14 protein-coding genes are annotated in these 13,530 nt (G+C 51.7%); 3 read left to right on the top strand and 11 right to left on the bottom strand.

All coding sequences use genetic code 11. The features are described from left to right. Positions 1-17: 17 nt before the first annotated feature. From map to FBF29_00845, 7 genes are all read right to left on the bottom strand, one after another. Positions 18-785, bottom strand: coding sequence for a type I methionyl aminopeptidase (gene map / locus FBF29_00875; protein QJU07255.1), 768 nt, complete (start codon positions 783-785; stop codon positions 18-20). Beyond that, on the bottom strand, positions 773-1,324 hold the full coding sequence (locus FBF29_00870) for an oxidoreductase (GenBank protein ID QJU07254.1): 552 nt from the start codon (positions 1,322-1,324) through the stop codon (positions 773-775). The genes map and FBF29_00870 overlap by 13 nt, the downstream gene beginning before the upstream one ends. A 26-nt stretch (positions 1,325-1,350) precedes the next feature. After that, positions 1,351-1,806 (bottom strand): GatB/YqeY, encoded by a 456-nt coding sequence (locus tag FBF29_00865; GenBank protein QJU07253.1) that lies wholly within the window; start codon positions 1,804-1,806, stop codon positions 1,351-1,353. Continuing rightward, entirely contained in the window at positions 1,806-2,024 is a 219-nt protein-coding gene (locus tag FBF29_00860; GenBank protein ID QJU07252.1) for a hypothetical protein, read from the bottom strand. The genes FBF29_00865 and FBF29_00860 overlap by 1 nt, the downstream gene beginning before the upstream one ends. Positions 2,025-2,154: 130 nt before the next feature. Further along, a complete protein-coding gene (locus FBF29_00855; GenBank protein ID QJU07251.1) occupies positions 2,155-2,760 on the bottom strand; it encodes a hypothetical protein in 606 nt (201 codons plus the stop codon). A gap of 200 nt (positions 2,761-2,960) precedes the next feature. Then, a complete protein-coding gene (gene recJ / locus FBF29_00850) occupies positions 2,961-4,598 on the bottom strand; it encodes a single-stranded-DNA-specific exonuclease RecJ (protein ID QJU07250.1) in 1,638 nt (545 codons plus the stop codon). Next, on the bottom strand, positions 4,598-4,900 hold the full coding sequence (locus tag FBF29_00845) for an ArsR family transcriptional regulator (GenBank protein ID QJU07249.1): 303 nt from the start codon (positions 4,898-4,900) through the stop codon (positions 4,598-4,600). Before FBF29_00845 ends, recJ begins: the two co-directional genes overlap by 1 nt. 165 nt (positions 4,901-5,065) lie before the next feature. On the opposite strand from FBF29_00845, the gene priA reads away from it, so the two are divergent. From priA to fmt, 3 genes are read left to right on the top strand one after another with little or no spacing between them, the layout of a single operon-like run. Further along, positions 5,066-7,009, top strand: coding sequence for a primosomal protein N' (priA, locus tag FBF29_00840; GenBank protein ID QJU07248.1), 1,944 nt, complete (start codon positions 5,066-5,068; stop codon positions 7,007-7,009). Positions 7,010-7,032: 23 nt separating this feature from the next. After that, positions 7,033-7,608 carry a peptide deformylase gene (gene def, locus FBF29_00835; protein QJU07247.1) on the top strand — a complete coding sequence of 192 codons (576 nt, stop codon included), beginning with the start codon at positions 7,033-7,035 and terminating at the stop codon, positions 7,606-7,608. Beyond that, positions 7,589-8,485, top strand: coding sequence for a methionyl-tRNA formyltransferase (gene fmt / locus FBF29_00830; GenBank protein ID QJU07949.1), 897 nt, complete (start codon positions 7,589-7,591; stop codon positions 8,483-8,485). Before def ends, fmt begins: the two co-directional genes overlap by 20 nt. Before the next feature lie 30 nt (positions 8,486-8,515). Here fmt and FBF29_00825 read toward each other — a convergent pair whose 3' ends face one another. From FBF29_00825 to FBF29_00810, 4 genes are all read right to left on the bottom strand, one after another. After that, positions 8,516-8,965, bottom strand: coding sequence for a hypothetical protein (locus FBF29_00825; GenBank protein ID QJU07246.1), 450 nt, complete (start codon positions 8,963-8,965; stop codon positions 8,516-8,518). A gap of 94 nt (positions 8,966-9,059) precedes the next feature. Then, the gene (locus FBF29_00820) at positions 9,060-9,353 is read right to left on the bottom strand and encodes a hypothetical protein (GenBank protein QJU07245.1); all 294 of its coding nucleotides are present in this window, start codon (positions 9,351-9,353) and stop codon (positions 9,060-9,062) included. A gap of 28 nt (positions 9,354-9,381) precedes the next feature. Then, positions 9,382-11,556, bottom strand: coding sequence for a hypothetical protein (locus FBF29_00815; GenBank protein QJU07244.1), 2,175 nt, complete (start codon positions 11,554-11,556; stop codon positions 9,382-9,384). Between the two features lie 157 nt (positions 11,557-11,713). Next, positions 11,714-13,480, bottom strand: a complete 1,767-nt coding sequence (locus FBF29_00810; protein QJU07243.1) for a translation initiation factor IF-2 — start codon at positions 13,478-13,480, stop codon at positions 11,714-11,716. Positions 13,481-13,530 lie beyond the last annotated feature (50 nt).

Raw genomic sequence — 13,530 nt, 5'->3', positions numbered from 1 at the left:
TTAGTATACCAGATGGCCTAGAGTGTCGTCAAAATCTCCGCACCCGTCTCAGTAATCAACACAGTATGTTCAAAATGCGCACCCAGGCTGCCATCCTTCATGCTAATCGTCCAACCGTCGTCCTCAGTCACAATTTTCTCACTGCCGAGGCTGGCCATTGGCTCAATAGCAATCGTGTCACCTGCGTGCAGCACCGGCCCGGTACCGCGCCGGCCATAATTTGGGATCTCCGGGCTCATGTGCATTTCCAGCCCCACACCGTGGCCAACCAGCTCGCGAATGATACCCAATTTGGCTCTCTTCAACACTGCTTCTACGCCCGCCGAAATATCGCCAACGCGCGTTCCCTCGCCAGAAATCGCATCAATTCCCGCATACAAACTCTGTTCTGTCGCGTGCAGCAAATGCTTCTTAGCGCCGCGCGGCTCTTCGTCAATCACCATAGTAAACGCACTGTCCGTTTTCATGCCACGGTAGCCAATCACCAGATCAAAACTCACCACATCGCCCTTTTCAAACACATAGTCTGTCGGGAACGAGTGCACCAATTGCTCATTGGTCGACACGCAAATCACCCCTGGGAATTTCACCTCATCCGTCAAATACGTTGCTTCCGCGCCGAAATCCTTAATTCGCCCAGCCACAAACTCATTAACATCCAGCTCGCTCATGCCAGCCGTTACCTTCCGGCGCAACTCGTCATAAATCGTCGCCAACATCCGCCCACATTCGCGCATATCCTGCATCTGCTGCGGCGTTTTCTCACCCGTAATTAAAGTTGACATGCGTGCGCTACCTCTTCATAAATCCGGTCATGCACTTCGCCAGCCGTCCCGACACCGTCCAGATGGACAATCCGTACCCCCGCCTCAGCAAAAATCCCCAACACCGGATACATTTTTTGCCGATAAATCGTCATTCGCCGGGCAATCGCCTCTGGCGTATCCTCCAACCGACCGCGCTTTTCTAGCCGCCGCATAATCTCCGCCTCCGGCACTTCCAGTGAAATCACTGTATCAATCTTCTCATTCATCCGCGCCATGTACTCATCCAGCCACGCCGCCTGCTCCTTCGTCCGCGGAAAACCATCAACGATAATATTCGAATATTTCTTATCGCGCGCATCCTGCACCGCCTGTTCAAACACTTGGTAAATCAATTCATCGCCCACCAACTCGCCCGAGCGTAAAATATCGATCACCACCGGATCATTACTGCGGCGCAGCATCTCGCCAGTCGACAGCCACTTCCAGCCCTGACGCGCCGCCAACATCTGCCCCTGCATACTTTTACCAGCTCCCGGCGGCCCAAATAATAAGATCATTCTTTACTCCTTTTTCTGTGTTGTTATTATTTTGCTAGCGTTTCTTTGGTAATTTTCGCAATCAAGGCGCCGTCAGCCGCATTGCCGGCTTTAGTCTTCACCGCGCCAATCACCTGACCCATCTGCTGCATCGTCGCACCCAAATCAGCAACCGCTGCCTCGACCATTACCCGAATCTCGTCCTCGCTCAGCTGTTTAGGTAAAAATTCCTGTAAAATTGCCGCCTCTTTCTCCTCTGACTCGGCTAGTTCCGCCCGGCCATTTGCTCGGTATAACGTGGCACTTTCTTTACGTTTTTTGACTTCGCGGGCAATAACTTTCTCGACTTCTGTATCACTCAAACCCTCGTCGCGCTTACCGAGCGACACCTCCTCATTAAGAATTGCCGCCTTCAAACTACGCAGGACATCACCCCGAAAGCGATGCCGCCCTAGAAGAGCGGCTTTCATCTCATCAGCAATACGCGCTTTCAGCGCCGACATTAACGCGTTGCCCCCATGCGCATCCTGGCTGTTTTCTCGGCCCGGCGCTCACGGCGAATAATCGCTTTCTTGCGGCGCTCAACCTTGGAAATCGGCTTGGCAAATCGCATCACCGACTTTGCCCGCGCAAGGACACCGCTCTGCAGCACCCTGCGATTAAAGCGACGAATCACATTCTCGTTCGCTTCCTTCTGATCTTTACGTGTAACTTGAACCATACTTTTTGCATTATAACAGATGAGAAAATATTTGACAAATTAGCATCTAAGATCGGTTAGACTGAGCACGAAAAGACGCCACCCGATATTTATCCGTGCGGCGTCCGGCAACTAATTTTAGCCCAGCCAACTAAAGCTGCTCTCCTTCCGCGGTTTGGCTATCTTTTTTGTATGTTGCCTCAAACGCACCTCTTTCAATAATATATCTTTCTTTTTCACCATTACTGTTCTCAATTTGACTTTCTACAATTATGCAATTAGCCCCACCTGTCTGTTGACCACCCCACGGCGCATCAATGACAATCTCTTTACCCTCTGGGTTCTCCATACACTTCACAACATTTTTAGGCAAATACTTACCATTAGCAGCTACACCATTCTCTTCCGTAAGTGGCTCATAGAGGTTATGAAAATCTTTGGCATTTATAATATAACGCTCGCCTTTCTCGCCCGTAACGATTGCATCACCAAGATTCGCTATATTAACCGTCTCAACTCGCTCTGTTCCGTCTTCTTCTGTGATAACTGTTTCTACCTTCTGAGTGGTTTCTGAAATCTCAACCTCAATAGCCTTATTGGGATCTTTGATCTTACTATAAGTATCTTTTACTTTAGAAAAATCTAATGTAGATAAGTCCAGATGAACTGGTCCATTCTCCCTACCGACCTCGGCCCAATTAGCAGCGTTTGGATTTGGACTTCCATTGCCATCGGTATGTTCATAATTTTGTGTCATGTTTATTTCCTTCTTGCGTTTAGCAAACTTTATATTATGGGCTCATATTACTCTTTCTCTCGTGATTTGTCAAGTTGCTGACATTACTCGAGAGAAGTGCGTATTTTCGATACATAACACCGTTGCTAATTTCACAACGAAAAACCTACTGCACTCAAGCGACTAGTTGTCACCTCCAGATAAAAGTTGTAATTATCACATCAATCTAATAAAGTTACGTGCAACAGCCGCCCCTCAACCGTCCGCGCTCCCTGCCATTCGTTAATAGTCGGCTGGAACCACGTCACCACCTCGTCGCCTGGCTCGCGGAAGAATTCCTCTGATGCGTTGAACGCCAGCATCTGCAACACTTTACCATTTTTATCACGCAGCGCTAATTTAACGTGCTGCCCGTCCGCGCCCATCCGTCGCGCGTTCAAAACTGATGCCCTGGTAATTTTTAGCACTGGTTCGGGATTACCATTGCCAAATGGCTCCATTTTCGCCAAATTTTCTATCAATTCTTCAGTGATTTCCGAAAAATCACCGATTTCCACATCAGCTCGCGGCAGCAAATATCGCTCTTGGTTTGTAAGCTGCAGCGAATCATAAAACTCATTCACGCGACGACGAAAATCACCAATCTTTTCAGTCTCCAGCGTCACGCCAGCCGCCGCTCCGTGCCCGCCACCTTTGATAATAATGTCATCCGCTGCCCGCACGGCATCTGCCGCTGAAAAATCACCAAAACTGCGCGCCGAACCCGTTGCTTCCTCGCCGCGCTCGCCAATGATAAATACCGGCTTTTTATATTTCTCCACCAGCTTCGACGCCACAATGCCGATAACGCCGTGATTCCAGCCATCACTACTGACCACCAGCACCCGATCACCAGCCAACTGCTCGGCTTGTACACACGCTTCCTCAAAAATCGCATCCTGAATACCGCGCCGCTTACCGTTCAATTCCTCCAGTTTTTCGCTCGCCTCCAATGCCGCCAATCCATCGCGCGCCACCAACATATCCAGTGCATGCTGCGCCGTTTCCAGCCGACCCGCCGCATTCATTCGCGGACCCAAACCAAACCCCAAATGCCTAGCATTGACCTGCTCTGGTTCAATACCCGCCACTACCATCAACGCTTTCAGTCCTGGGCGTTGTTGTTTCTTCAACACCTCCAAACCCCAATACACATTTGCCCTATTTTCATCAGCCAACGTCACAATGTCGCACACCGTCCCCAACGCCACCAAATCGAGCAGCCATTTTTCATAGCCGTCAGGCAACCCATCCAGTTCAGTCTGCAGTGCCTGCACCAACTTAAACGCCACGCCCGCACCACACAAATCACGAAATGGATAAGTATGTCCTGGAAATTTCGGATTCACCGCTGCCACGCTTGGTGGCGGCGTTTCGGCCACGTTGTGATGATCCGTCACCACCGTATCAATCCCCAAGCTAGCGGCATATGCGATCTCCGCATGGCACAAACTACCAGTATCCACCGTCACGATCAAATCCGCGCCCATGTCGCACACCTTGTCCACCGCACCCATGGTCATGCCGTAACCCTCAACAAACCGGTTCGGGATGAAAGCGTCAACATCCTCAAAACCAAACTTACCAAACGCGTCCAGCAGCAGCGCCGTAGCGCTCAACCCATCAATATCATAATCACCGTAAATGACGATTTTTTCGCCCTGCTGCCGCGCCCGTTTCAACCGCGCCACCGCCTTCTCCATGTCCGGCAGCAAAAACGGATCATGTTTCACCGCCATATAATCCGGCCGCAAAAAAGCCTCGCGCGCCGCCCGCGTCGTCAGGCCGCGCGCTGTCAAAATCCGCTCAAATAAGGTCATCAATCTCTATCAACCGAGCCGCGCTTCGGCCGGGCCGCATGTTGCTGCGACTTAATCACCATGCTCTGTAATTCCTTGAAAATTGGGAACTGCTTGTTCGTAAAGTATGCCCGCGAATTGCCTTGCTTCTCACTCCTCAGGAAACCAACCTTCTCTAGCCGCTTGAGCTCGCGCTGAATATTACCCGGATCTTCCTTAATCAGCTTCGCTAGGCCACGTACGTGCGTATGAAAATCAGGATACTTGGCATACACAACTACGATTTTGCGTCTCACTCGTGATGTAATAAAAATGTCAAGCATTCTCTCCCCATATTCCCTTTCGCTATCACTCAGTGTATCACAATTTTACAACACCCGACAAGCTTTTTTCGACAATTATACGCCCTACCCTTCAGCATACGTGCTTACACCCTAAAACGCTCATGATTATATTCAACCAGCCAGCGCGGTATAATAAAGCAAGACATGCACTACTATTTGGTATCACCGATCAAGATCATTCGTGCCGATGCGCACTCGTTTACCTATGCACACCCTGAGCAGCTGCCAGTCGGTGCGCTGGTCGTTATAGAAGTTGGCTCGGCTCATTGCGTTGGTGTCATCATGTCAGCAGTCGTTAAGCCTGAGTTTACGGTTAAAGAAATTGTCCAGATTTTAGATGACGCTCCCGTGCCGCTACCGCTCATCCAAACGGCTCTGTGGATGAGTAGCTATTATTATACGCATCTCGCGACCGTCTGGCAAACCATTCTGCCACGCGGTTTGACGAAAAAGCGCCGCCACATACCCGCACGCGCCACCAGTCCGCAGGCCTCACGACCACCGATGACAGCCCTCACGCCCGACCAGAGAGCCGCCATCACCACCATTGACGACATGCTTCCTGGCAGCGCCCTGCTACATGGCGTGACTGGATCTGGCAAAACACGTGTCTATATTGAGCTCGCCCGGCGGCTGATGGACGAGGGCTTGTCGTCAATTATCCTGGTACCAGAAATTGCCCTCACCTCACAACTCGTTACCGAATTTGCGAGGTATTTCGACAATATTATCCTCACCCACTCGCGCCAGACCGAAGCCGAGCGGCACGTGACTTGGCAACATGTTATTAATTCACGCGACCCGCTCATCGTCATCGGCCCTCGATCGGCCCTGTTCATGCCCGTCCAGCAGCTGGGCCTCGTCGTCATTGATGAATGTCACGAACCCAGCTTCAAACAAGAACAATCGCCCCGCTACTCAGCGCTGCGCACTGCGGCCATTCTCGCTCGCCAGCATGAAGCCAAGCTCGTTCTCGGCAGTGCCACCCCTACGATCAGCGATTATTTTCTGGCAAAAACCGCTGGCCGGCCTATCATCGCTATGCCCACGCCCGCCCGTTCAGACGCCGTCAAGCCACGCATCTCGCTGGTTGATATGACCAAGCGCACAAACTTTACTCAGCATTTCTTTCTCTCTGATCAACTACTCTCGGCTATCACCGGCTCGCTGAATGACGGTAATCAAGCCCTCATTTTTCACAATCGCCGCGGCACTGCCGCTATCACCCTATGTGAACAATGCGGCTGGAATGCTGGCTGTCCGCGCTGCTTCGTGCCGCTCACCTTACACGCCGACCAGCACCAGCTCCTCTGTCATATCTGCGGTTTCACTGCAACCGTCCCTACCAGCTGCCCCGAGTGTCGTCATGCCGATATCATTCATAAAGGCCTCGGCACCAAGCGCATCGAGGCAGAATTACGCAAGCTCTTTCCCGCAAGCACCATCGCCCGCTTCGATGCCGATACAAGTACCCACGACGCGGCCGATAAGCGCTACAATGAGCTCAAAAACGGTTCAATTGGCATCATCATTGGCACCCAAGTGATCGCCAAGGGCCTCGATCTACCGCACCTACGCACTGTTGGTGTCGTCCAAGCTGACGCCGGGTTGACACTGCCTGACTTTTCCTCAAGCGAGCGCACCTTTCAGCTGCTGGCCCAAGTCGTTGGCCGCGTTGGCCGCTCCCATCACGCCACCGACGTCATCGTCCAGACCTTTCAGCCGGATCATCCCGCCATCCGCGACGGACTCGCTCAAAATTATGCTGATTTTTACACCCGCGCTATCGCGCGGCGACGCGCTACTGGATTTCCGCCATTTGTCTATCTGCTCAAATTAACCTGCGTCTACAAAACCGAAGCCACCGCTATCCGCAACGCCAAAAAGCTTGCCCAGACACTGCAAGCGGCTGCCCCGGCCGACGTACACATCCTCGGCCCAACACCGGCATTTTATGAGCGAGTCCGCGACACGTACCGCTGGCAGCTCATTCTCAAAAGCCCCCGCCGCAGCGACCTCGTCAGTCTCCTTGACCTCGTGCCACCGACTCATTGGCAGGCTGAGCTCGACCCGACCAGCCTCCTCTAGCCACATATGCTATAATGATCACAATGACTAAAGACGATATCATTGCTCTACCAAATCCGCATCTCCGCCAAAAATCAGCTAAAATTCACGTCATCACCGACGAGGTGCGTCAGTTATCAGCCGATATGATCGCGGCCGCTCTTGACTGGGAAGATTCTCGCCCTCATGAAATCAGCGCTGCCCTAGCTGCCATCCAGGTTGATCATCTCGAGCGCGTCATCATCGTCCGCAGCGACTTTGACGACAAAGCCACTCGCGAATTCACCACCCTGATCAACCCCGAAATTGTCAAATACGAGGGAGAAATTGTTGCCGATTTCGAAGGCTGCCTCAGCGTCAAGCACGTCTACGGCAAAGTCCCCCGCCATTCTAAAATCCGTGTCAAGGCTCTTGACCTTGATGGCAACGAGATTCGCCTCAAGGCCGAAGGTTTCCTCGCCCGTGTCATCCAGCACGAGATCGATCACACCAACGGCGTCGTCTTTATCGACCATATCCGCGACCAGCACGACGCTTTTTACACGCTCGATGATTCTGGTGAATTACAGCCGCTTGATTATGAAGCCGACATCAAAGATAATGCTCAGCTGTGGGACTAACGTGTCGCCAATCATCTTTTTCGGCACCGAAGCGTACAGCCTAATTGCCCTTAAGGCAATCTACGAGGCAGGATTTCCCATTCGCGCCGTCATCACCAAACCCGATATGCGTAGCGGCCGCGGCCATAAGCTTACCGAACCACCAGTCAAGACCTTTGCCCGCCAACATGGCATCCTCGTCTGGCAGCCCAACAAACTCCGCGACATTATCCCCGATATCACCGCCCTCCAGCCTGTCGCTGGCGTCCTCGTCGCCTACGGCAAAATTATCCCCCAGTCAATCATTGACCTCTTCACTCCTGGTATTATTAATCTCCATCCCTCGCTACTACCAAAATGGCGTGGCCCTTCGCCCATTGAGGCCGCCATTGCACACCAAGATACAGAAACCGGTGTTTCCATTATGCAACTTGACGCCCAGATGGATGCTGGCCCAATTTACGCCCAACACCGTCACCCGCTCACCGGCACTGAAACCAAACCGCAGCTATATGATGAACTGTTTGCCGCCGGCAGCGACCTGCTCGTGCGCACGCTGCCAAGCATCCTCGCCGGTACGCTCCAACCGACCCCACAAAACGACGCCGATGCCACGTATTGCCAGCTGCTTTCCAAGGATATGTCGCTCATTGATCCTGCCACCATGACCGCCGCAGCCGCCGATGCCCATGTGCGGGCGTATCTCGGCTTTCCACGTAGTCGTCTGCGCATTCATGACCGTGAACTCATTATTACCAAAACTCGTGCCTCAGACGCCCCAGAATCGCCGCTGAGCGTTAAGTGCTGTGATGGACGATATCTTGCCGTCCTCGAGCTGATTGCCCCGAGCGGCAAACAAATGACCGCAGAGGCGTTTCTCCGCGGCCATCAAGGCTAAGCTAATGATCTAAGGCAGCTAAAGCTCGCTCTAAGCTTGCCCCGGCGCCGAGGATGCACTCATACCGCCTAAAATAGCCTCGCGGTTAGTTATAATCTCCTTCTTCAGCTCGTCCATTGTTGCCGCCACCACGTCGCGATAATCAGGCCGGTTTACCTCCAGCCACTTCGTCGCCGCAAACTCATCTTTTAGACCCGGATTATTCGGATCAGCCTTGGTCGCCTGCACCAGCCGCTGGAACATTGGCTCCTGCTGGTAATTTGGTGCGTGTTTGGCGAGAAACTCATCTACCGCGCCCGGCGCCTTGTCGATAATGTTCGCAAACTCATCCAGCTGCGCGTCACTCATCCCCTGACTCAGCCGCTCGCCGACCCGTAGCTCCAACTCACTGTAAATATGCTGCAAAAACGGCTTCTTCTGCTCATCTGGCAGTTGGTCTAGTCCTAATTCTTTCAAAAAATTATCATCTAGTTGGAACATATCGTCTCCTCGTTTATGGTTCCCGTTCTCTCTATACTAGTATAGCAGCATCCTGATCAGAATGCTACTATACCTCATGGAGCTATTCGACGACCTATGCGTCCAACCGACTTTTTAGACGAGCAATTTCATCCTCCAGTATTGCCTGGTATAGCTGTCCAGCCTCTGGTATATGAGTTTTTAGCCACTCACCGACAACGCTAGGATCACCATCATGTGCGTCAACGAGCTTATTTAATTCCTCATCTTGTTCTTCCGTTAATAGCTCATCGCTAACGCTAGCAAATTGGACCTCAACCGCACCAACGAGGTTGTGGAGAGTGCTCTGCTTAATCTCATCACTCGCACCAGTAATGCCTAACTGCTCAAATATTTGTTCGTGTGTCATTGTTTGTGTTCTCCTATTGTTTTAATTTCTAAACCTTAGTAACATCTTTCATAGCCTCAATGGCTCGCACCGCTTCATCACTAAAGCGCACACTCGTGTTAACATTCCAAGCCCCAAACTGCTGGTCGCCAGCTTTTCCCGTAAACATATCTACTGGGTTATTGTTACCGTCGACAAAAACATTATCCTGACCAACCTTTTTTGCAAGCTCATTCAGAATATCCGTCGGATCACCCTTTTCAAGCTTGTAGCCAAGATGTTGCAACTGATCGCCAACCACGCTCTCTGGCGCACCGTTCGTGTTAACCTCGGTAAGGTGAGGCTGAGCGGGCGGGGTCTCTGATGAAACTGTTGGTGGAACATTTCCAGCACTATCACCGCCTCCAGTTTCTGACTTTGGATTTTCAACGTTGCCACTCCCGCCGGCACTTCCTGATCCCATCAAATCCGTAGAAAATTTAATGGCCGCAGCTAGCGCCACCGCACCCAACACTGGCCTGGTAAGACGCTCGGTACTCTTGCCAGCCTCAATTGATGTCTCATATAGATGCGTACCGACGATATCACGAGCACCCGGCTCCCAATCAGAACCCTCTTTTTGCGCCTCCTCAGTCCGAGCCTGCATAGACTCTAAGAATCGTTGATGATATACGTCCGCCACAGCCTCGGCTTTATATTCTTTATTCAGCGGATTTTTATCTTCTGGACTAACTTTCATGTTGGCATTTCGCTTGTTGGCCAAGCCGCGAAATACACCAGCGCCAGCCCCAGCAACGGCAATACCAAGCGGTATATTAAACATCGCCGTTACGCCACCAACTGCACCAGCAGTCAGATAGCCCAGACGTCGCAACCACTTGCTCATTGGACGACGACGGTTGCCGTCCTCATCTTTGCCGCGATCCATCTGCAGACGCGCAATTTCTTGGACATTACCGTAATGCTCTGCTGTAAAGAACTGGCTACGCAAACCGCGTACTTCCTCTTTTGTTAGATTGCCATGATCAATCTCCTGACCGAGGAAGTTGTGCCGGTCAACGTCAACCTGCGTCAAGGCTGCTTCGTAGGCTGCCGCTGCCTCCTGCTCTTCTTTAGACGGGCGCGTTAAACGATCGGCGAGCTTAGCACCCCATCGACCGGAACCTATCAATAATTGTGCAACCTTACCGTTTGGATTGATGCGTAGTCCATGGCTCTTCTGTTTACGAGCCATAACTTCTTGGAAATGCTCACGTGCAGCTTCATAGCGCCTAATATGCTCAGGATATGTGTATCGTTTCTCACCAGTAGCAGGGTCTACCTCATACGTATTCTCAAAGAAATCGCTCATGCGAGTCATAGCATCGCTGATTCTCTCCTCGGCTGGGCGTGGATTATCCTCACCACTACCATCAATCTTCTCTATGATTGCCTGAATAGCTTTGCGTGCCTTTGCCTTATCCTCAGCAGAGGCGTCTGGATCACTGAGAACTCGCGAAGCCTCGCCCATTAGCTTAACGGCTTCATTTATGAGATCTTTACCACCCTCACCACTACTACCTTGGCCTTCTGGCCCCTTGTTGCCTGCTGAGCCCCCTTCCGGACTTTTCTTGGCTGGCGGCAAAGCAAGAGGAGACTTATTATTCTTGCTACTCGGACCTGGCTCTAGAGCCGGTAATGTATTCAGAGGAGATGGGCTGGATTCACCTTGTGACTGGCTCGTCTGATCTCCCTTTTGTTTATCAGCCTTATAATCCTCATAATTCTTAGCAAAAGCGTCCTGTGCCTGACGTAGTGCCCGCTCGGTAATCACGGCTTCTGCCGACCAAGTGCCACGGGCCCTACCACCGGTGCGGTCTTGCAGTTCTTGTTTAAGGCTATCAATCTTATCACCACCAAGCTCACCATACAACTCAGTAAGCGCACGGTGCTCATTCTGTAAACCAGCAATTTGCTGATTATATCCGACAATCTTGTCACGGTAGATGTCATGACCACCATACTTCTCGACGAGCTGAGGAGAAAGTTGCTTGTTGGCTTTATATTCTTTCGTGGTCGCCCGCTTTGAGGCAACGACCTCATTCATTTGCTCAGAGATAGAAGAAAACTTGCTAGCAAACTCCTGCATTGCTGCATTAGGGGCTGGAATCTGTTCTGGCGAGTTGGCGACCCGTTCCGCAGATCGCATAGTATTGCCGCGGCGAGGCATATTTCTTTCTGACATGTGGTGGTTTCCTTTCAGAGATAAGCGACTAATTTAAATTTAAATAGTTTGACTATCTCATAAAATATATGTTTATAGCTTAGACTTTAGCAGATTTATAGAAAAAAGTCAATAGAAAATCGTCCAATATACTAAAATTACCCACAGTGACAAGTTGTTACAACGTCTTCTTTACCAGTTCCCGCGTAAAGAACTCCAGTGTATCACCTTCTTCGACAACGACTTTTCGCGTAGTTTTGAGGCTGAGTCCACACATTTCACCCTCAAACACCTCTTTGGCTTCCTGATGTTGACGCTGGACGGACGATACTTCAACCTCGGCAATGTGCTCATCGCCACGCTTCAGGCGCGCCAACAGGCCCTTATAAACCTTACCCGTCATCATTTCGCCACCAGCGATCACTTCTTCGCGCACCGTTCGGAACACGCCCTTAACCCTCAGCTGGCCGACCTCGGTCTCGACGACCTCTGGGGCCAGTAATGCCTCCATGGATTGCTTGGCATTATCAAGCAGTTCATAAATTACCCGGTATAGTCGCACCTCAACGTGCTCACGCGCTGCCAGGCGTTTCACCGCTGGCGGCAGATCGACATTAAAACCATAAATGACCGTGTTCTCGCCAACCGCCAGATGAATGTCATTTTCTGAAATATTACCAACCCCACTACCGATGACATGTAGATCCACCAAGCCGCCTGTATCAATCAATTTCAGGCTATCAATCACCGATGTGAGCGACCCCTGAACATCAGCCTTGACGAGAACATTGAACGACTCAGCGTCATGCTGCTGACTCATCATTTTCAAAATATCCGAGCTGGTGACATTGGTACTGGCGGCCATTTTTTCCTGCTCTAGGCGCACCGCCTGCGCCAGATGCCGTGCTTCTTTCTCGTTTTTGGCCAACCGAAAGCTATCACCAAACTGCGGTAGCTCCTTAAATCCAGTTACGTTAACCGGTGTGCTCGGGCCGGCCATTTTCATTGTCTGACCACGAAAGTCCGACATTGTCCGTACTCGACCGTACGCCGTGCCGGCCACCAGATAATGCGCTGGTTTCAGCTGACCGTGCTCGACGAGTAGCCCAACCACTGCGCCGCGCCCGGTTTCCATATGCGCCTCAATCACCAAGCCTTCTGCCGGCACATCCTCATCCGCCCGCAGATCTTCCATGTCTGCCACCAGTAGCACCATATCCAGCAGCTTATCCAAATTCTGGCCAGTTTTAGCGCTGACTTCCACCATCACCGTGTCGCCGCCCCACTCCTCAGGATTAAGGCCATGCTCAGATGCCAGTTGCGTTTTTACCAGCTGTGGGTTGGCGGTATCTTTGTCAATTTTATTGATCGCCACCACGATTTTCGCATTAGCCGAACGGGCAAACCGAATCGCCTCGACCGTCTGCGGCTTGACGCCATCGTCCGCCGCCACCACAATGATCACCACGTCAGTCAGCACCGCACCGTGTTGCCGCAATGCTGCAAACGCCTCGTGCCCTGGTGTGTCGAGCAGTGTAATCATCCGCCCGTTGCGCTTCGTTTGGTAGGCGCTGATGTGCTGCGTAATGCCACCGGCTTCGCCTGCAGCAGTCTTGTTACCCAAAATCGCATCTAGCAGGCTCGTCTTGCCGTGATCAACATGCCCCATCACCGCCACAATCGGTGGGCGCGGTACTGCCCTTTCCGACAGTGTATGCTCCACACGCGCATGACCAACGGCCGCCTCCTTTTTCTTGAGCGTCACCTCAAGACCCAGTTCTTCAACAATAATTGATGCTGTTTCAAAGTCCAGCCGCTGATTAATCGTCGCCGCGATACCATTCTTAAACAGTTCGCCAATGAGCGTTGTGACTGGTAGATTCAAGGTAGTAGCGAGCTCTCCGACGGTTACTGAATCTGCAATTGCGACAATCTTTTCTGTCATCTGCTCGTGCTCCTTTCATCGCCGGCGTGACACCTCGGCGAACTGTTTAC

The organism is Candidatus Saccharibacteria bacterium oral taxon 488 (assembly GCA_013099015.1).
Lineage (GTDB): Bacteria > Patescibacteriota > Saccharimonadia > Saccharimonadales > Saccharimonadaceae > Nanosynbacter.
Note: the sequence above shows the minus strand (reverse complement) of the source record. Positions and strands in the feature narration are given on the sequence as shown.